17 protein-coding genes are annotated in these 20,172 nt (G+C 59.2%); 13 read left to right on the top strand and 4 right to left on the bottom strand.

Annotated features, from left to right (window positions below; translation table 11 throughout):
* Positions 1-3 precede the first annotated feature (3 nt).
* Positions 4-981 (bottom strand): type VI secretion system tube protein TssD, encoded by a 978-nt coding sequence (gene tssD / locus BUE15_RS17255; protein WP_073287889.1) that lies wholly within the window; start codon positions 979-981, stop codon positions 4-6.
* Between the two features lie 61 nt (positions 982-1,042).
* Complete coding sequence (locus BUE15_RS17250) at positions 1,043-3,610, bottom strand: ATP-dependent Clp protease ATP-binding subunit (protein ID WP_073287887.1); 2,568 nt, start codon at positions 3,608-3,610, stop codon at positions 1,043-1,045.
* 283 nt (positions 3,611-3,893) lie between these two features.
* Between BUE15_RS17250 and BUE15_RS17245 the strand changes: the two genes are divergently transcribed.
* The 6 genes from BUE15_RS17245 (at position 3,894) to BUE15_RS21730 (ending at position 7,561) form a co-directional block, all read left to right on the top strand.
* Positions 3,894-4,334, top strand: a complete 441-nt coding sequence (locus tag BUE15_RS17245; RefSeq protein ID WP_073287885.1) for a hypothetical protein — start codon at positions 3,894-3,896, stop codon at positions 4,332-4,334.
* Positions 4,335-4,398: 64 nt separating this feature from the next.
* A complete protein-coding gene (locus BUE15_RS17240; RefSeq protein WP_073287883.1) occupies positions 4,399-5,769 on the top strand; it encodes a DUF5458 family protein in 1,371 nt (456 codons plus the stop codon).
* Between the two features lie 105 nt (positions 5,770-5,874).
* On the top strand, positions 5,875-6,276 hold the full coding sequence (gene tssD / locus BUE15_RS17235) for a type VI secretion system tube protein TssD (RefSeq protein WP_073287881.1): 402 nt from the start codon (positions 5,875-5,877) through the stop codon (positions 6,274-6,276).
* A gap of 114 nt (positions 6,277-6,390) precedes the next feature.
* Complete coding sequence (locus BUE15_RS17230) at positions 6,391-6,693, top strand: transposase (protein ID WP_073287879.1); 303 nt, start codon at positions 6,391-6,393, stop codon at positions 6,691-6,693.
* Positions 6,690-7,208 carry an IS3 family transposase gene (locus BUE15_RS21735; RefSeq protein ID WP_139252381.1) on the top strand — a complete coding sequence of 173 codons (519 nt, stop codon included), beginning with the start codon at positions 6,690-6,692 and terminating at the stop codon, positions 7,206-7,208. The genes BUE15_RS17230 and BUE15_RS21735 overlap by 4 nt, the downstream gene beginning before the upstream one ends.
* Positions 7,190-7,561 carry an integrase core domain-containing protein gene (locus BUE15_RS21730; protein ID WP_139252380.1) on the top strand — a complete coding sequence of 124 codons (372 nt, stop codon included), beginning with the start codon at positions 7,190-7,192 and terminating at the stop codon, positions 7,559-7,561. Before BUE15_RS21735 ends, BUE15_RS21730 begins: the two co-directional genes overlap by 19 nt.
* 10 nt (positions 7,562-7,571) lie before the next feature.
* Here BUE15_RS21730 and BUE15_RS17220 read toward each other — a convergent pair whose 3' ends face one another.
* The gene (locus tag BUE15_RS17220; RefSeq protein ID WP_073287877.1) at positions 7,572-8,138 is read right to left on the bottom strand and encodes a hypothetical protein; all 567 of its coding nucleotides are present in this window, start codon (positions 8,136-8,138) and stop codon (positions 7,572-7,574) included.
* 604 nt (positions 8,139-8,742) lie between these two features.
* On the opposite strand from BUE15_RS17220, the gene BUE15_RS17215 reads away from it, so the two are divergent.
* The 7 genes from BUE15_RS17215 (at position 8,743) to BUE15_RS17185 (ending at position 19,027) form a co-directional block, all read left to right on the top strand.
* On the top strand, positions 8,743-10,182 hold the full coding sequence (locus BUE15_RS17215) for a T9SS type A sorting domain-containing protein (protein WP_073287875.1): 1,440 nt from the start codon (positions 8,743-8,745) through the stop codon (positions 10,180-10,182).
* A gap of 134 nt (positions 10,183-10,316) precedes the next feature.
* Positions 10,317-10,547 (top strand): hypothetical protein, encoded by a 231-nt coding sequence (locus BUE15_RS17210; protein ID WP_073287873.1) that lies wholly within the window; start codon positions 10,317-10,319, stop codon positions 10,545-10,547.
* 95 nt (positions 10,548-10,642) lie between these two features.
* On the top strand, positions 10,643-11,644 hold the full coding sequence (locus BUE15_RS17205; RefSeq protein WP_073287871.1) for a T9SS type A sorting domain-containing protein: 1,002 nt from the start codon (positions 10,643-10,645) through the stop codon (positions 11,642-11,644).
* 140 nt (positions 11,645-11,784) lie between these two features.
* Positions 11,785-13,131, top strand: a complete 1,347-nt coding sequence (locus BUE15_RS17200; protein WP_073287869.1) for a T9SS type A sorting domain-containing protein — start codon at positions 11,785-11,787, stop codon at positions 13,129-13,131.
* 192 nt (positions 13,132-13,323) lie between these two features.
* On the top strand, positions 13,324-15,306 hold the full coding sequence (gene gyrB / locus BUE15_RS17195) for a DNA topoisomerase (ATP-hydrolyzing) subunit B (RefSeq protein WP_073287868.1): 1,983 nt from the start codon (positions 13,324-13,326) through the stop codon (positions 15,304-15,306).
* Positions 15,307-15,460: 154 nt separating this feature from the next.
* Positions 15,461-17,833 (top strand): polyphosphate kinase 1, encoded by a 2,373-nt coding sequence (gene ppk1 / locus BUE15_RS17190; protein WP_244535970.1) that lies wholly within the window; start codon positions 15,461-15,463, stop codon positions 17,831-17,833.
* Between the two features lie 201 nt (positions 17,834-18,034).
* Entirely contained in the window at positions 18,035-19,027 is a 993-nt protein-coding gene (locus tag BUE15_RS17185; RefSeq protein WP_073287866.1) for a T9SS type A sorting domain-containing protein, read from the top strand.
* Between the two features lie 95 nt (positions 19,028-19,122).
* Here the strand turns inward: BUE15_RS17185 and BUE15_RS17180 are convergent, their stop codons facing one another.
* Positions 19,123-20,118 carry a Ppx/GppA phosphatase family protein gene (locus BUE15_RS17180; RefSeq protein ID WP_244535969.1) on the bottom strand — a complete coding sequence of 332 codons (996 nt, stop codon included), beginning with the start codon at positions 20,116-20,118 and terminating at the stop codon, positions 19,123-19,125.
* Positions 20,119-20,172: the final 54 nt, after the last annotated feature.

Here is a 20,172-nt window from a genome sequence, read left to right as displayed (position 1 = left end):
AGGCTACAAGTGTTCGGTGTTTGTCGGGGCAAGGCCGCTGGCTTGGCGTATATCGTTGATGTAGGCCGTTGCATGTTTTATTTCTTGCGGGGTGAGGGTTGGTTTTTGCCTCATGAGCTCCTCATATACATACGTTTCTTTCTGCAATCGGCTTTGCCGGGCATAGTCATCAGCGCCTAAGCGGTGCCACTGTTCGGCGTGCGCAGCTTCGTGCAGCATTTCGTAGTGCGTGGGGCCAGGCCGCAGGTAGATAGCGGCAGTCCCGGCCTGAAAGCCTCCCTGCTTTTTGTGTTGATCCATGTAAGTGAGAATAGGAGAGCCTTTCGACAGAATTTCCAAGCGTACTCCGTATGAGTTGGCCAGCTTATTAGCCCATCCGGCTATGGCGCGGCGAGACAATTCCCGGCTACCCAGAAAGCCATCTTTGCTGCGAGGCTTGCCGACCCATTTTTCTTTGTCTATCCACTCAAGAGAAGCGGGTTCTTGCTGCACAAGCTCCGCTACCAGGCCTCCCGCGGCCAGCGTCTGCGTTGGTGTGGCCTCAGGCCTGGGCCTGAGGCCTTTGGCCGCCGTGCGCGTGAGGGCGGGCTTGTGCCAGCGCTGCTCCAGCACCTGCCCATCCAGCTCCAGCTGCTGCGCCGACAGCACCAGCAGGCACTGGTGCGCTGCCTCACCGGCGCCTGGCACCAGCTGCACGTGCTGATGCACGCAGCGCGCATCCGTAAAGGCGAGCGTACGCCGGGGCTGGCGGGCATCGTCCGGAAAAAACACTACCTCGCCACTGCGCAGGCTGTCGGGCAGGCCGGCCCACTCGGCCAGGGCGGCGCCTTCTTCGCCCTCCAGCAGCAACTGCAGGGGCGCGCCGACCACCTTGGAATTGGGCCGGCCGCGCTGGTCGGTGTTCTGGTGAAAGCCAAACGTGCAGGCTGCCAATGGATACGTCTGGCCCGCCAGGTGTAGCTCAGCATGGATATACGCCATACAGTAACCGATAAAACTAACGTCGCCGCCTGATAGGAGTCCAGCTGTATCCGGGCCGCCGCTAGGGCAGCGTTTCGGCCGGAGTGGGGGAGGCTTCCGGCAGCTCAGTAGTTTGCGCCGTCGGTTCTTCGGGAGCCACTGCCACTTGCCAGGTCAGCTCCTCGGCTTCCGGCGCTTTATCCAGCGAAATAATGGTGCCTTTGCCTGCTTCCCCGGCAATAATCATCCGGGAAATGGGCCGCCGCAGCTGCTGCCGAATCACGCCTTTGATGGGCCGGGCACCGTAGCGCGGCGTAAAGCCCGACAAGGCCAGGTGCGTGCGGGCGTCGTCTGAGAGGTGGAGGGTGATGCCCTGCCGCCGCAGCTGCTCCTGCAACGGGCGCAAATGAATGTCGAAAATCTGCACCACGTTTTCCTCGGAAATAGGCGCAAACGGCACAATTTCGGTGAGGCGAGCCAGGAACTCGGGGCGGAAATGGCGGCTCATGGTTTCCATCAGCGTGTTGGTGGCCGGAATCTGCCCTTCGCCAAACGACTTGATAATCTGCTCACTGCCGATGTTGGAGGTGAACAGAATGACGGCGTTGGAAAAGTCGCCTTCCCGGCCCAGCCGGTCGTGCAGGCGGCCTTCGTCCAAGATCTGCAGGAAGATGTCGAACACCGAGCTGTGCGCCTTCTCGATTTCATCGAACAGCACCACCGAGTAAGGCTTCTCCCGAATCTTGTTCACGAGCATGCCGCCTTCCTCGTAGCCCACATAGCCGGGAGGCGCGCCGTAGAGCAGGGCCGCCGAGTGCTCTTCCTTGAACTCCGACATGTCAAACCGAATCAAAAACGACTCGTCGTTGAACAGGAAATCGGCCAGGGACTTCGCCAGCTCGGTTTTGCCGGTGCCGGTGGGGCCCAGCAGAAAGAACGAGCCAATCGGCTGGCCGGCTTTGATGAGGCCGGAGCGCGACTCCAGAATAGCCTCGCACAGGGCCTTCACGGCGTGGTTTTGGCCCACTACGCGCTGCTGCAGGGTCTGGTCCATGTTCAGGAGCTTGTCCCGCTCGTTGGTTTGCAGCTTGCCCAGTGGAATGCCGGTTTTGCCGGCTACCACGGCCGCAATATCAGCGCGCTCCACACTGTCTTTCCTGGTAGCCGACAGCGCCACTACCGCCGCCAGCAGCTCCCGAATGTATGTTTCCAGCGCCTCAAAGGTTTCCAGCGTGTCGGGCTGCTGCTCCTGGTCGAGCTGATTGAGCCAGAGGTGGCTGACCTGGTTTTGCACCTGATACAGAAACCAGCGCAGCTCTTTCAGGCGCTCCGCCTCCGGCTGTTCGCGGCTGGTTTCCACCAGCGTCTCGAAGTCCTGCTGCAGTTGCAGCAGCTCGGCCCCGGCGTGGTCGTCGAGCATGCGGATGGCGGCCATGGTGCGGTCCACGAGGTCGATGGCCGAGTCGGGCAGCTGCCGGTCTTTGATGTAGCGTTTGGCCAGGCGCACGGCCTCCTCCACAGTGCCCGTGCCCACCTGCAGGCCGTGGTGGCTGGCGTAGTAGGGTAGCACGCTGCTCACCATCCGCTCGGCCACTACTACGCTCGGCTCTTCCACCCGCAGCACGTCAAAGCGGCGGTTGAAGGCTTCGTCGGCCTCGATGTATTGGCGGTACTCGTCGCCGGTAGTAGCCCCGATGACCGTTATTTCGCCCCGCGCCAGCTCGGGTTTCAGCAGCTGCGCAATGCCCGCGCCGGCCGAGCCTTTGGGGTCGAGCAGGGCGTGAATCTCGTCGATGAACAGAATGGCGCGGGTGTACTGCTTGATTTCGCTCAGCACGCTCCTAATCCGGTCCTCCACTTCGCCCTTATAAGACGCGCCGGCCACCAGCGTGCCCAGGTCCAGCTCAAACAGTGTCACCTGCTGCAAATGGGTTGGCACCTTCTTCTGTACAATCTGCTGGGCAAACCCCTCCACCAGCGCCGATTTCCCGACGCCCGGCTCGCCCACCAGCAGCACGTTCGGCTTGGTGCGGCGGCCCAGAATTTCGGCCATCTGGCGCGTTTCCCGGTCGCGGCCCACAATCGGGTCCAGCTTGCCGGCGGCGGCTTGTTCGGTTTTATTCACGCAATAGGTCGCCAGCGCGCCCTGCTTGCCGGCCGGCGCGGCGCGGTCGGTCAGCGGCGCCGACTCCTGCCCATCGGCGCCCACGGCTACGGGCTGCAGGGCGTCGGGCTCGGCGGCTTCCACCACTTCGCGCTGGGTGAGCGGCAACGATTTCAGCTGCTCGGTGGTGTAGGTGAGGCCCGGCCGGAGCAGGGCCGCCAGCGCACAAAGCGGGTCGGTCTGGTCTTTGGACAGCTGGAGCGCCACCAGGTCGGCCACTTCCAGCACCGGCTTCAGGTCTTTGTCGGCGGTGGGCATTTCGGGCGGGCGCACGGCTTTGGGCAGGCCTTCGAGGCGTACTTCAGCCCATTCGCGCAGGTAATGAATGTCTTTGCCGAGGTCCACGGCCAGCCACGAAGCCAGGCCTATTTCGTTGTGGAGCAGCGCCGTAAGCAGGTGAGGGGCAGCGTAGTATTCGTGGCGGTACTCGTGGGCCACGGCTTGCGCAATGTGCAGGGCGCGTTTTAACTCGTCGGTGTAGGCCATAGGATAGTAATGGAAAACAAAGCCGCAGAAGTATCAGCATAGCTGCCTACGCAACAAAGAGGTAGGACTATGGTGGTAAGGTAGAAGAATATCATCAACCATAAGTAGCCCGGGGCAGCAAAGCGGCCACTCTGGTACTGGTAAGGCGTCGTTTCCGGGATATGTAAAATAATTAGGAACCACAGTATTTTCTAAGACGATATCGGAATTTCCTGTACCTTACTTCTCGAAGCCCCGTATACGGAGCAGTTGATAGTGAAGCATCAAGCGTAATCCTTTTCTTATGTACAACTACGGAATAGGCGGCCAGGAGCGCAAACTAGATAATGCTCAGGAGGCCATTACTGATATTCCCCTCAACCGGACCTTACTGGTACAGAAACTCACCGCCGACCCGCCTTTGCGGGCACAGGTAGTGGAAGGACTTCGCACCCCGGAGGCCGTTTTCGCGCACTTCAAGCCAGAAGTGGACGTGGAGTTTGAGAAGGCTGATGGCACTTCCATCCCCGAAACACTGCGGTTTGAGTCGCTCGGCGACTTTGGCAAGAAGGGTATTATCAATCAGAGCCGCTTTCTGCAGGATCTGAGCACGCAGACTGATGATCTGCAGAAGCTGCTGCGGCAGCTCAAGTCCAACAAAATCCTGAAGTCGGCCCTGGATACTCCGGAAACCAAAGCCGCGTTTTTGGCGGCCATTCAGGCCATGATAGAAGAGCTGGATTAGCCGCTGGCTTACTCCTCTATCTGTTTCCTTCCTTCTACTAAACTCTGTAGAGCCTCCTCTCTATATGGCGACTGAACCTCAGAAACCTGCTGTTGCGGGCTCCCGCGAGCGGGAACACGCTCCCAGCCTGGAGCAGAATACCCAGACCTTGGCTAAGTTCGGCGGCTTCGACCTGCTGGAAACTACCATTGACGGCGCTTCCAACCTCAACCCGGAAAAGAAAGCGCGCAAAAAAATCTTCCTCACCGAAGACAGCAAAAAGGCCGACCGGCAGCAACTAAAAAAGCGGCTTGCGCTTTGGCACGAAATGCTCAGCCAGGCAGACTCAGTTGCCGATGCCGTAGAGCAGTGCGAGCAGCAGGTAGAAAGCTCGCAAGCACAGCTCACCGACAATCTCAGAAAAGCCATTGAGGCTACTCATGACATGGAGCAGTCTTACCGCTCTATGGCGCTGTTCTACCGCAATACGGATCAGGATGAGGTAAAGAATATCTCTATCCTGAACGCCGACAAAGACCAGCTGCAGGACCTGGACAATACTACGTTTATTGACGCGGTGTCCAACGAGCTGGAGCAGAACTATGACCGGCTTGACCTGCGCGACAACTACTCCCTGCTGGTAGTGCCCGGATATCTGGGCTCCAACAAAGTGGTGGACAAGTGGGCTAAGATTGCGCACAAGAACAAGGTGATGCTCGTCACGGACTTCGAGCACTACGATACGCCCGACGACGTAATCGAACTGTTTGAGGAAGCCAACCTGACAGGGGCTGATTCGCACAAGTCCAACGTCATTATGGCCTGTAACTGGTTAGTAGGCCGGGGCAAGCTGGAGGAAGTAGGGGAGGAGGAAGACCTGTTTGTACCTCCCTCCTCAGCACTAGCCGGCCGGATATACAGTACGCTGGCCTCGCAGGTGACGGCAGGCCGCAAGCACGGTACGCTGAACGAGGTAGATGGTGTACGGTTTCCGTTGCGAAAAAGCGAAATTGCCAACCTCGAAAAGCTGGGTCTGGTACCCATGGTAAACGAGTACGGCCGGGTAATGGCTTTCTCAGCCAAAACGCTGTTCAACGGTGACAATATTGGCCTGCAGACCTATTCAGTAGTGCGGGTATTCGACTACGTCACGAAGGTGCTGATAGACTTCCTCAACCGCCGGGCTTTCGAAAACTGGGACCACAACATGCGCATGGACATCCAAAGCCAGATTGTACGCTTCCTGGATGGTATTGCAGGCCCCGGAAAACTGATTGAGAAGTTTTCCATCAAAAAGTTTGAGCGCGACCCGAACCAGAAGGACCGCATTCTGCTCGATATACACATGGTGCCGTATTTCCCGGCTAAAACCTTCCTGGTGTCGCTGGATGGTACTAAGGGCGACGACCCGGATGATCCGGGCCGCGACTGGAACGCTGAATACAAACAGCAGTAGAGGGAGAATACGTGTGACGATGTGCTGTGGTAGTGAGGCAAATGACCGGAAGTAGAATTATTCTTTTTCTTTTCAACCATTTTTCAACCTTAACCAGTTTGTAGTATGGCCTCATTTAGTGCATTCTTCAATGCCGCTGGCAGCGGCGACTGCGAAGTAGTAAGCTGCAGCTACTCCTTCGACCAAGCCATCGACGACAAAGGTCGTCCTTCCTCCAAAGTGCAGGGCGGCACTATCAAAGTGACTATCGTTTCTACCGATAGCGCCTCCTTGACCAGCTGGATGCTGGACCCCTACAAGCGCGAAAGTGGTAAAATCACCTTCAAGCGCATCGACCAGGATTCGACGCTGAAGGAAATTTCCTTCGAGGAAGCCTACTGCGTAAGCTACGCCGAGCACTTTGATGCCCGTGGTGCCGATACCAATACGTCGATGACGCTGAGCCTAACTATCTCGGCCAACAAAATCAACGCCAACGGTGCCGTACTGGACAACAAGTGGGTGTAAAGTAAGCCTGCAATAAACGCAAAACGCCCCAGCTGCTACTAGTAGCTGGGGCGTTTTGCGTTTTGAGGTGGTCTAGGCAAGGCGGACAGAAGAAGGACGTATATTTCTTCTGTTATGGCAGCAAAAACCAGCGGGGTGTCGCCCGACAAACGGCGTAAATACGACGAGGCGTTCAAGGTCGAGGCCCTGCGCCTGGCGTCTGAGAGCCGCAGTACGCAAGCCGCGGCCCGCGAGCTGGGCATCAGTCCCAAGCTGCTTTACCGCTGGCAGCAGGCCCAGCTCGTGGCCGAGGTGGGCAGTGAGGAAGTGGCCCGTGACCCGGAGGTGCGCGCCCTGCGCGCCGCCAACAAGCGGCTGGCGCAGGAGCTGGATATTTTAAAAAAAGCCTTGGTCATCTTCGGCCAGCCGACCCGGTGAGCACCTACCGCTACATCGCCCAGTGCCAGGTGCGGGTGCCCGTGCGCCAGCTCTGCCGCGTGTTGCACATCGCGCCCAGCGCCCACTACGCCTGGTGCCGGCGGCAGGGCCAACCCGTGCCTGAGCCGGCCTGGCAACTAGCCGTACGTCAAGCCTTTGTACGCCACAGCCAGCGCTACGGCACGCGCCGGCTGCGGGCCGAGGTGCAGGCCGAAGGCCACGGCGTGGGCCGCTGGCGCATCCGCCGTGTGCTCCACGCCCACGGCTTGCGCGCCCAGCAGCCCCGCTCGTTCGTGCCCCGCACCACCGATTCCGACCCGGCCGTGCGCGCCGCCCCCAACCGCCTGCTCGGCCAACCGGCCCCCACCGCCCCGAACCAAGTGTGGGTGGGCTCTCGTCACGTACCTGCCCCGCCAGGGCGGCGGCTGGCTCTACCTGGCCGTGTGGCTCGACCGCTGCTCGCGCAAAATCGTGGGCTGGGACGTGCGCTTTCGCCATGCCCGAAGACCTCGTGAGCGAGGCCCTGCGCCGGGCCCTGGTCGTGCGCCGGCCCTCGGCTGGACTGGTCGTGCACTCCGACCAGGGCAGTCAGTACACGGCTACCCGCTTCAAAGCCCTGGTCGCCCAACACGGCCCACTGCAAAGCATGAGCCGGCGCGGCAACTGCTACGACAACGCGCACGCCGAATCGTTTTGGAGCCGCTTCAAAGCCGAACTGCTCGACGGCGGCAGCTTCCCCGGCCTGACCGAAGCCAAACTCGAAATCAGCTACTACAACGCCGAGCGGCGGCATTCCGCGCTCGGATACCTCGCGCCTAATCACTTCGAAACCCACCTTCAAACAACGTCCCAACTCTGTCCGGCTTAGCTAGACCACCTCAGTTGCGTGCATTGCGGCTAGGCTCGAACGAGCTTGCGGAAAATGGCGTTGAAGCGCCTACCGTAAAGCTGTTCGTAGTATATGTGTTAGCGCTAGAGAAAGTAGTGGCGGAAGGCTGTACCGACTGGGCATTGCCAGTGCCAACCGTCAAAACAACCCCATCAATAAGGAACTGCAGCCGCTGGGTGTTAGTGGTGCCGGCAGGGTAATTGCGCTGAGCTGTTCGTACGCGCAAGCGGTATGTACCGGCGCCCAGGTTCAGGGTCTGCTGAATTTGTGTTGCGTTCTGCAAAAAAGCTACCCGGGTGCCCTGCGGAGCTGAAGGCGAATTGAATCCACTGCTGTTACCTTCTACGGAGATGCCGGAGCCTCCACTAAAGCTCCAGCCGGCCCCGGTAGGCACATAGCCAAAGTTGGTGAAAAACAGGGGATCAGAAGTTTCGAAGCTGTTATTGAACACAGCAGCTCCCACTACAGTGGTGCCCGAAGTGCCGGATAGAATTTCTATCTGATCAACAAACGCGGTGTTGTCGCCGGTGGTTGATAGGCCTTTGATGGTGAGCACAGGGTTAGCTGCCTGAGCCGAAAAAGAGGCCGCTATGAGGCTAACGGCAGCAGCTGATAATCGTATGCGTGTTTTGATTCGCTAGGAATTGTTGAGAGCTGTGCGATTTCGCTAATGCATTAGATGGTAGGATGTAACGAGTGTTCTGCACTGCAAAATTAGATAGCAACGAGTGGAAATTTATGCCCTGAAATTGGATATTACCGTTGTGTCGCTCTTTTTAGCGGACCATTTTTAGAAACTCAGAACTATTATGCGAATTTAGGTGAGCACACCGAAGAACCGGCCATTCTGCCTTTGGTTACAGCCCGTACTGCTCACTGCGCGACACGCAGGAATTTACAGCGGAGAGTGTCCAAGTACTGTGATGACCTGTTGGCACACAGGCTGAAGAAAATGAAGCTGTAGTACTATAACTTAAGATGGCCGTTACGCGTAGCACAGCATACAGCCCATCTGGAAGCCTATACAACGCTGATAATAGCAGGGGTTTGCTTTCTGCTATTAATAGCCTTAGGCTTTCTCGAAATGCAGGAAAGTAGTTACATTGGCCAGCGAAAACCCTGGTTTCCCTCAAATCACCCTAATCAACATTCCTCTTACCATGAAAAAAACGCTACTTAGCCTTTCTTTCCTGCTCGGACTAGGCCTGCAAGGCTACAGTCAGACATTTACACCGCAGAACTCCACGCTAGCTCCGGACTATCAGTTCCAGTCCATTCAGGCTATCGATGCCAACACGGCCTGGGGTCTGGCTGGTACGGTTGTAGGCACTTCTTTGAACGCGAATACCTACGTACGTACTTCTAATGGCGGCACTACGTGGCAGGGCGGCATCATTTCGCCAACAGGCCTCTCGGGCTACACTGCCGGTGGTATGTATGCCCTGGATGCTAACACTGCCTGGGCTGCCATGTACCACGGCTCCGACGGAACCGGCCTGATTGCCAAAACCACCGACGGCGGTGCTACCTGGGTTCCTCAGACTACCCCCGGCGCCGCAACCACTCCCGGTGTGCAGTTTGGCTCTCCCAATGGCTTTGCCAACTGGGTACACTTCTTCGACGCCCAGAACGGCGTTTGCCAGGGCGACCCCAACCGCACGGCAACCAGCTCAGTGAACTTCTTCGAGCTATACACCACCAACAATGGCGGTACTACCTGGACCCGAGTGCCTCGCACTGCTAACAACACGCCGCTGAACGCCAACGAATACGGCGTAGTAAGCCAGTATTATGCCGTGGGTAACACGGTGTGGTTCACCACCTTGTTTCAGGGTGGAACCGGCGCGCCGCCCATTACCACGCCTTCGCGCGTGTTCAAGTCAACTGACCGTGGCCTGACTTGGGTTGCGCCTGCCAGCACCGGCATTCCTACCTCGGTTTCGGGTATTGCCTTCGCCGGTGACGCGCAGCACGGCCTGGCCTATGACGGCACTGGCAACCTGGTGCGCTCCAATGATGGTGGCGCAACCTGGGCTCCCCAGGCCTATTCCACGCCCTTCCATCGGTACGATGTATCTGGTGTACGCGGCACAAATGCCTTCGTTAGTGCTGGTCTGGACGGCCGCGTAACGACTCCTACCGCCAACACGGAGTTTGGTATTTCCATCAGCACTGACTTTGGTGCTACCTGGAAAGATATCGATACCGGCACCTCCTACACGGCCATTAGCTTCGCTTCGCCTTCAGTAGGCTACGCCGGTGGGTTCTCCAGCACGACCGGTGGTGGTGCTATCGGCAAGTACACGGGCTCCAACGTTCTGTCGAACCGTAACACGGAGCTGCAGAAGTCGCTGTCGGTGTATCCTAACCCCAGCAGCAACGGCATCTTCACGGTGCAGCTGGCTTCGGGCCTGAAATCGGGTGCTTCGGTTCGCGTGTTCGACGTAGTAGGCCGCCAGGTAGCTGCCCAGACGCTGAACGCTACGGCTATTGCTGCCAAGGCTACCACCGTAGACCTGAGCAACGAGAAAGCCGGCATCTACACGCTGGAACTGCGCACCGAAGCCGGTGTAGCTCAGCAGAAGCTGGTAGTAGAATAAATCAGTATTGATAGAAAAAGCCTCCACTCTGCCTGAGTGGAGGCTTTTTCTATGAATGCTAGTCCCCAGCCAACCATTCGGGCGCACTGGCGCTCTAGTACTAAACCTGTAAATCATACTTCACCTTCCTTGACATGAACAAACACGTACTTCTGCTCGCCGGTCTGCTATCAGTAGGGGCAACCGCACAAGCCCAATGGGCGACGCAGCCCATCGGCTTCCCCAATTCTTTTGCTACGCCTTACTTCGTGAAGGGCGTGGATGCCAACACTGTCTGGACAATCGGCTACGACCTGGATGAAGGCAGCGGCAGCGACTACGCCCGTAGCACCAATGGCGGTGTAACCTGGAGCGCCGCACGGTAACCGGTGTGACGCCCGCTACTGGTATTGTAACGGCACTGACGGCTATAGATGGTAACACGGCTTGGGTTACAGTGCTTGGGAATGGAAGCAAGATCATGAAAACCACCAATGGCGGCACGTCGTGGGTAACTCAGGGCACAGCTTTCTCGTCCACCGACAGCTACCCTAACTTGATCCACTTCTTCAATGCCAACGATGGTGTGGCACAAGGAGACCCTCTCACGGATGGGGGTCCGTTTGAAGTATATACAACCAGTGATGGCGGCACTACCTGGACGCCGGCCACTACCCCAGCTACCCTGAGTGGGGAGTATGGTGCCGAAGCCCAGCCTGCAGTATCTGGCAACACTATCTGGTTCGGCACCCTTGAAGGACGCATCTTCCGCAGCTCTGACAAAGGCCTGACCTGGAGCGTTTCCAATGCTGCTCTGCCGGATGGCGTGTTTGCGCTGGCTTTCCGGGATGCACAAAATGGCCTGGCCAATAGCTTCAACCTGGATTCGGGTGCAAAAGTGCTGAAACGCACAACCGATGGCGGGGCCACCTGGACAACGGTTTCCTACACCGGGCTATTCCCTGGCTTTGGTCTCGACAACGTGCCCGGTACCCAGCAGTACATTGCCACCGGCCTGGATGTGGCTGGTACCGGCAACTCAACCGGCTCCTCTTATTCGCGTGACAACGGCCAGACCTGGGTAACGCTGGAAACGGCCATCAGCCATACGCGCGTAGACGCCGTGAGCCCCACCGCCATCTGGTCGGGAGCTATTGACGACAACACGTTTGGCGGCCTAGGCATGAACCGCCTGACCACTACTACGCTGGGCTCCCGCGCCGCTTCGCCGGAGCAGCTCGGTTTCAGCGTATATCCCAACCCCAGCACCGATGGCCGCTTTGTGGTGGGCTCGAAGGTAGCCCGTACTGGCGTGGAGCTGCGCGTGTCTGATGCTTTGGGCCGCGAAGTGACGCGCCGCGCCTGGCAGGGCAGCACCGCCACACCCTTCACCCTCGACCTGAGCCAGTACAAGGCCGGCGTTTACACGCTGGAAATCCGCTCGGAGGCCGGCACCAGCCACCAGAAACTAGTGGTGCGCTAGGCTGACGCAAAATGGACAAGCCGGAAATACCTCAGTTTTGCGGCATTGCCCGGCTCGTTTTGCTGCGAGACTGTATAGCTGGAGTAGAACAGCCAGCCATAGTGGTTTGTAAGACCAGCTAATATTTATTCTGACAAGTCATGAAAAAGAAGTTGCTCGTATTGGCAGGGGTGTTGGCTGTTTTCTCGGCCAGCGCCCAGGCGCAGTGGATCAATCAGCCGGTAGCCCTGCCAGCACCAGCTGAAATTGTATTTCAACTCTCCGCCGTAGATGCCTCCGCCGCTTGGGCTACCACGTTTGATACGGCTGCGGGGGAGAATACCAAGCGGCTGGTGCACACCCGCGACGGCGGCCAGACCTGGAATTCACTCATTGTAAGCGGCTTGTCGGCCGACGATTACGTGACGTCCGTGTGCGGCCTTGATGCCAGCACGGCCTGGGTTTCGGTAGGCTCCAGCTCGTTTTCGGCCGGGGGCAAGCTGCTGAAAACCAGCAACGGCGGCCAAACCTGGACGGCCGCCTCGGGGGTGTTCATCAACAACGGCAGCCTGCCCCGGCAAGTGAAGTTTTCGGATGCCACGCGCGGCATTGCGGTAGGGGAGGGTATTAACTCAACCAGCGCCTTCGAGGTGCTGACCACCAGCAACGGCGGCGCCAGCTGGCAGCAAACCATTGCGGGCAGCATCCCCGGCCGCATTCCGGGCGAGCAGCTGGTGGCGCCGGTTCCTACGCTGCAGGTGCTGGGCACGCGCGTATGGTTCGTGACGGACAAAGGCCGCCTGTTCCGCTCGTCGGACTTCGGCGCTAACTGGAGCGTGTCCGTTATCGGCTTGGGCAATGACGTTGTCAACCTGGCCTTCCGCGACGCCAGCAACGGCGTGGCAGTGGATGAGGACGGCAACATCGCTCGCACCAGCAATGGCGGCCTGACCTGGAACACCCTTGCGCCTAGCGGGCCGCTGCACGCCATTTCGGTGGCGGCGGTGCCCGGCACCAGCACCTACGTGTCGGTGGGGATTGACGGGGAGCCAGGCGGCGCGGGCTCGTCTTACTCCACCAACGACGGCCAGACTTGGACGGCCATCGAAAGCACCCGCAACCACGCCCTGGTCAGCTTTGCCAGCGCCACGGTGGGCTGGTCGGGCAGCCTTCTGGTGGATGCGAACGGCGACATCCGCAACAACGGCGTGCTCCGCTACACCGGCGCCACGCTCAGCACCAACACGGCCCTGGCTGCTTCTTTGGGCCTGGAAGTGTATCCTAATCCGGCCTCTGATGGCCGGTTTACGCTCCGGGCGCCGGGCCTGAAATCAGCCAGCCGCTTCACCGTGCTCGATGCCCTGGGCCGGGTAGTAGCCACGCAGGTCTGGAACGCCGCGGCCCTGGCCCCCGCCTGCCTGGACCTGAGCGGCCAGGCGCCGGGCGTGTACGTGCTGGAACTGCCCACGCCGCAGGGCGTGGTGCGCGAAAAACTGGTGGTGCGCTAGGCCGCCGGCGCCTGGCGCTGGCCGCGTCACTGCAAGCCCCGCTTCGCAACCCGAAACGGGGCTTTTTGCCTGAAAAACCGCCGGGATTTTTCTGGGGTGCCAGACCGGGTAATTCGGGGCTGACGCTAGCGAAAACGGGATATTTTCGGTACTTTTGTAGGATAGCATCCTAGCTAAACCTACGCCCGAAACATGAGCGAAACACAAGAGATAATCGGTGCCTCGGACTACTCCGCGGATAGCATTCAGGTACTCGAAGGGCTCGAAGCGGTACGCAAGCGTCCTTCCATGTACATCGGCGACACTGGAGCCAAGGGCCTGCACCATCTGGTGTGGGAAGTTGTCGACAACTCCATTGACGAAGCCCTGGCCGGCCAGTGCGACCATATCGAGGTGACCATTCACCCCGGCAACGCCATTTCAGTACAAGACAACGGCCGCGGCATCCCCGTTGGCATCAACCAGAAGTTCGGCAAATCGGCCCTCGAAATTGCCCTGACCGTGCTGCACGCCGGCGGCAAGTTCGATAAGAACAGCTACAAGACCTCCGGCGGCCTGCACGGCGTAGGCGTATCGTGTGTGAATGCTCTGAGCACGCACACCCACGTTACCGTGAAGCGCGAAGGCCACATCTACGAGCAGGAGTACACCATTGGCGTGCCGCAGTACGATGTGCGCCAGATTGGCGACACCACGGAGCGCGGTACCCGCGTGTGGTTTCAGCCCGACCCTACCATCTTCGACGAAACGCTGGAGTATTCCTACGAGCGGATTGCTACCCGTCTGCGCGAGCTGGCCTACCTCAACCGCGGCATCCGCATTGTGCTCACCGACCTGCGCGACGCGGCGGTCGGTACGGAGGGCGAGCCTCAGCGCACCGAGTTTTACTCGGAAGGCGGCGTGGCCGAGTACGTGCAGTACCTCGACAGCAGCCGCACCGTGCTCATGACCAAGCCCGTGTACGTGGCTACGGAGCGCGGTATTCCGGTGGAAGTGGCCTTCCAGTACAACGATTCGTACCAGGAGCACATCTTCTCCTACGTCAACAACATCAACACCCACGAAGGCGGCACGCACGTAGCGGGCTTCCGCTCGGCCATCACGCGGGTGCTGAAGGGCTACGCCGAGAAATCGGGTGAAGTGGCCAAAGCCAAAGTGGAAATTCAGGGCGACGACTTCCGCGAAGGCCTGACGGCCGTTATTTCGGTGAAGGTGGCCGAGCCCAAGTTTGAGGGCCAGACCAAGGGCAAGCTGGGCAACTCCGAAGTAAGCGGGGCCGTGAACCAGGTGGTGGGTGAAATCCTCAACCAGTACCTGGAGGAAAACCCCAAGGAAGCCCGCGTTATCGTGGAGAAGGTGATTCTGGCCGCCAAAGCCCGTGTGGCCGCCAAAAAAGCCCGCGAAATGGTGCAGCGCAAGTCGGTGCTGGGCTCCAACTCGCTGCCCGGCAAACTCGCCGACTGCTCGGAGTCTGATCCGGCTATCTGCGAGCTGTACCTGGTGGAAGGTGACTCGGCCGGTGGCACAGCCAAGCAGGGCCGCAACCGTGCGTTCCAGGCTATTCTGCCACTGCGCGGTAAAATCCTGAACGTAGAGAAAGCGCAGGAGCACCGCATCTACGAAAACGAGGAAATCCGGAACATGATTACGGCCCTCGGCGTGAGCTTCGAGAAGAAGACCGACGAAGATGATGGCAGCAGCAGCCGCTCCCTGAACCTGGACAAGCTGCGCTACCACAAGATCATCATCATGACCGATGCTGACATCGACGGCTCGCACATCCGGACGCTGATCCTGACGTTCTTCTTCCGCTACATGCCGGAGCTGATCGAGAAAGGCTATATCTACATTGCGCTGCCGCCGCTCTACCTCGTGAAGCGCGGCAAAGAGGAGCGCTACTGCTGGACTGAGCAGGACCGCATGACCGCGCAGGAGGAGCTGGGCCGCGGCAAGCCCGAAACGGTGAACGTGCAGCGCTACAAAGGCCTGGGTGAGATGAACGCCGAGCAGCTCTGGACCACCACCATGCAGCCCGATACCCGCTCCCTGAAGCGCGTAGACGTGGATTCCGGCGTTGAGGCCGACCACCTCTTCTCCATGCTGATGGGCGACGAAGTAGCCCCCCGCCGCGACTTTATCGAGAAAAACGCCAAGTACGCGAAGCTGGACGTATAACACTTCTAAAAAGGCCCGCTTCCGGCGGGCTTTTTTATTATGCTTTGCTTCACTGCGGGCGCAGCACACGCGTATTAATTTATTCAGAGGTACAACAGAACGTGCAGCGTGAGCGTGTATCTTGCCAGCCCGCCTCATCAGCGCCATTTCTGCTATGAAACTCTTCAAATCTGCCGACCTCATTCGTAAAAGCAAGTACATCAGCCGCGACCTGAGCTGGCTGCGCTTCAATTACCGCGTGCTGGACCAGGCCAAAGACTCGGGCCGCACGCTGTTCGACCGGCTGCGGTTTTTGAGCATCACGTCGTCGAACCTGGATGAGTTCTTCATGATTCGCGTCGGCTCGCTCTACAACTACCTCGACTACGGCAAGGAGCGGGTAGACTACTCCGGGCTGCGTGAGCTGCCCTTCCGGCGCAAGCTGCTCGACTTTGCGCACCGCTTCGTCAACGACCAGTCGATGACGTACCTGAATGAGCTGAAGCCGCAGTTTGAGAAGAACGGCTTCAACATTCTGCGGATGGAAGAACTGACGGAGCTGGAGCTGAAAAAAGCCGACGGCTACTTCAAAAACACCATTTTCCCGCTGCTTACGCCGATGGTGTACGACTCGTACCACGGCTTCCCGCTCATGATGAACCAGATGCTGATTCTGGGCGTAGTGACGCGCACCGGTACCGGCGACCTGGAAACCGAGAAAGGGCAGGAGCGCCTCACGTTTGTGCAGCTGCCGCAGAATCTGACGCGCTTCTTCGAACTGACGCGCAAGGAAAAGGTGCTGTTCGTGCCGATTGAGGAAATTGTGCGGGCCAACCTGCCCAAATTGTTCCGCAACGTCGAAATTGAGTCGGCCAACCTGTTCCGTATCACCCGCAACGGCGACTTTACGCTGGAGGAATCGGAAGACATTGATACTGACTTCATTAAGGAGCTGCAGCAGGGCCTGAAAACGCGCAAGCGGGGCCGCGTGGTACGGCTGGAAGTAGAGCCCAACGCCTCGCCGCTACTGATGTCGGTGCTGAAGGAACGGTGGATGATTGACAACGGCAACGTGTTCGTCATCAACTCGCTGATTGATCTGAAAGGCCTGCTGCAGATTCTGAAGCACCCCAACTTCCGGGGCAAATCGTCGAGGCAGCCGGCCCCGGTGGCGCCCCTGAGCCTGCCCGAAGGTGCCGACGACAACCTGTTTGAGTACCTCAAGCACCACGACGTGCTGCTGCACCATCCCTACAACAGCATCGAGCCCATGGTGCGGCTGCTGGAAATGGCGGCCGAAGACCCGCACGTGCTGGGCATCAAGCAAACCATCTACCGCCTTGCCGACGACTCGCGCGTGACAGCCGCGCTGCTGAAAGCTGCCGAAAACGGCAAGCACGTATCGGTGCTGTTCGAAATCAAGGCCCGCTTTGATGAGGAGCGCAACATCCGGGAAGGCGCGCGGCTGGAAAAGGCGGGCTGCTTCGTCATTTATGGCGTGAGCAAGTACAAGACACACACCAAGATGCTGATGGTTATCCGGAAGGAAGGCGAAAAGGTGACGCGCTACGTGCACATCGGCTCCGGCAACTACAACGAGCAAACCAGCAAGCTCTACACCGACGTAAGCCTGCTCACGACCAACGACGTGTATGGCCACGACGTGTCGGAGTTCTTCAACGTCATCACCGGCCACTCGCAGCCCGACGACTACGAGTACCTGATTACGGCGCCCAAGGACATGCGCCAGCAACTCATCCACCTGATTCGGGAGGAAGTGCGCAACGCCAAGAAGGGGCTGCCCAGCGGCGTGGTGATGAAGATGAACTCACTGGAAGACAAGGAAGTAATCGATGAGATTTACCGGGCTTCCAAAGCGGGCGTGCCTATCTGCCTGATTGTGCGGGGCATCTGCTGCCTGCGCCCCGGCCGGCCCGGCCTGAGCGAAAATGTGGAGGTGCGCAGCATTGTGGGGGACCTGCTGGAGCACTCGCGCCTGTTCTATTTTCACCAGGCCGGCCAGCCGAAGGTGTACGCCGGCTCCGCCGACGTGATGGTTCGTTCCTTCGACCGGCGCATTGAGGCGTTGTTCCTGATTGTAAATCCGCAGCTCAAGCGGGAAGCCATCAGCATTCTGATGCTGAACATGCTCGACAACCAGAACTCCTACATCATGCGGGAAGATGGAGCCTATATCCGGCGCGAGCCGGCCCCCAATGAGCCGGCCGTCAACGTGCACCGCGACTTTTATCGTCGGGATGAGGAGCGCCTGGCCGCTGCCACGCCCGAAGGCCTGCGGGCTTTGCTGGAGCAGCAGACGCAGAACAATGCCGCGACGGCCAAGGCAACCAAAGAAAAGGATGCCACTGCCGAAATACCTGGCGAAGTGTGCGCCGCTGACGAAGACGACTCCGACACTGCGAACGGGCTTGGCGAAACTGCTGCTGGCAGTGATACTGCCGATAAGCACGGCGCACAGGACGCGGTAGTATATCCGGCGGGCGTAGCGGAGGGCGAAGAAGGCGCTCCTCATCTGCCCAACATATAAGGTTTGGCCAGCGCCCGGTGCTTTGTCCTGCGAGGGCACTCGGGCGCTGGTCACTTTGTAGTAGTAGGGGAGAAGTACAGTAGAATCGGAGGAATGCTACTAAATATTGGGAAGATCTAAGAAATTGCTTTAGCTTCGGGCCGCCTACTTGTAGGGCCGTGCTTTCCTGTTGGTTCAGCTTCTCCTGCTATTCGCGTTTCTATGAAAAAACTCCTACTTGTTGCCAGCCTGGGGCTGGCTTTCGTCGCAACGCCAGCACTGGCCCAGTACACGCAGGTGTCTTCCCTGAATGCCGGCCGCAATCCGGGGGCTCTGAATGAGGACGAGGAGTATCCGGTAGATGGGGGCGTGCTGACCGGCTGGGCCACGCTTTTTGCGGGCTCCACCGCCTCATTCAGCACACCGGTATGGTCGCAGTCGGCCGGTATTCCGTTTTCGTTCTACTTCAATGGGCAGGCAGTTACGAGCTACAAAGTGTCGAGTAGCGGCGTGCTGACTTTCACTACGAGTGCAACGGCTGTGCCCGGTGCTACCAATACCGCCCTGCCTTCACCTCAGATTCCGGACAAATCGGTGTGCGTGTGGGGGCTGGGCGCTACCACCGGCGACTTTATCATTACCAAAACCTTCGGGGCGGCTCCTAACCGCCAGCACTGGGTGCAGTTCAACTCGTACAGCAAGCCCGGCAATACCAGCCTGTTTACGTATTGGAGCATTGTGCTGGAAGAAACCACCAACCACATCTACATCGTGGACCAGCGCACCAGCGCCACTACCGGGCTCGACATTACGGCCGGCGTGCAGGTGAATGCCACCACGGCGCTGCAGGTGGCCGGCTCCCCCACGCTGGAGTCGCGCACGGCGGGCAGTCCGCTGGTCCTGGATAACTCCTACTGGAGCTTTTTGAGTGCTCCGCTGAGTACGGCCAAGACGCAGGGCGGGCAGTCGTTCGTGCTGGCTCCCAACCCCGCGGCCGGCCGCACGGCGCTGCACTTCTCCCTGCCGCGCCCCGAAACCGTGCAGGTTGAGCTGCTGGATGCCCTGGGGCGCAGCGTGCCGGTGGCAGTACCCGGCACGCTGGGCAGTGGTTCGCATGCGTTGCCGCTTCCACTGGCAGGGCAGGCCGCCGGGCTGTATCTGGTCCGGCTGACTACGTCGGAAGGAGTGAGTACCCGCCGGCTGGTACTAGAATAATAGACTGCCAGTAACGCCCCGAGGCCGGGCTGCTACGGAAGCAGCCCGGCCTCGGGGCGTTAGTGCGTATTGGCGGGCGGCAGACACTGCAAAAACTATTCTATCCCGGTTGGGCGGCCCTGCACTGGCGGAGCGGCCGTGATATGGGAGAGGTCGGTGCGGGGGCTAATTTCGTCGAAGTGGTCCTCGAAGAGCGTCTGCAGCATACCGTCTTTCAGGCCGATGTCGGGCACTATCATCTGGCTGACATTGGCCCATTCCATGGCGGAAAGATAGATGTGGCCGGCTGGCACAATGACGTCGGCCCGGTCGGGGTTGAGCAGGGCCAGGTTCACCCGCTCGTCCATGCTCATGCTGGTGAGGTGGTCGAGGACGGTGGCAATGCGGCGGCGCGTAACCGGTTTGTCGAGCTGGGGCTGCGCCAGGCTGTAGAGCTTGTTGATGTTGCCGCCGGTACCAATGGCGCGCGTGACGTGGTAGCGGCGGGCGTTTTCCGTGACCCACTCCTCCATGCGCTGCCACAGGTCGTTTTGCGCATCGGAGCTTTTCAGGCCGCTTTCTTCCTGCTGCATGCGCCGGATAGAGCCGATTTCGAAAGACTGCGAGGCTACTTTGCGCCGGTCGTGGTAGATGTTGAACTCGGTGCTGCCTCCGCCGACGTCGATGTGCAGGTAGTGTTTTTTGTCTTCGAGCAGATGCTCAATCACACGGTTGATGTAGGCAGCTTCGGCCTGCCCGTCAATCACCTGCACGGTCATGCCGAGCTCCTGCTGAATGCGGGCCGCTACGGCCGCGCCGTTGGTGGCCGTGCGCATGGCTGAGGTAGCGCAGATCAGGTAGTGGTTGGGAGCTACGTCGTGCACTTCCATCAGCAGCCGCAGCGCGTGCAGAAACTTGATGAACTTCTCCTGCTTCTTCTCCGAAATGGTGCCCGTGGCAAACACGTCTTCGCCCAGGCGCAACGGGTAGCGCACGTATTCCACCCGTTTCAACCGGTACCGGTCGCCGTAATGAAGCACCGCGGATATCTGACAACGAACGGCGTTTGAGCCGATATCAATAGCGGCGAGCTTCAGTAGCGGGTAATCCACGGGCAGCAGGGTTTGTGTAGGAAGAGGGGCAAAGATAGCCGTTTGCTAAAAAAC

The sequence above is a fragment of the Hymenobacter psychrotolerans DSM 18569 genome (genome assembly GCF_900142395.1).
Lineage (GTDB): Bacteria > Bacteroidota > Bacteroidia > Cytophagales > Hymenobacteraceae > Hymenobacter > Hymenobacter psychrotolerans.
The sequence above is the reverse complement of the archived record's forward strand: the minus strand, read 5'-3'. Positions and strand labels throughout refer to the sequence as shown.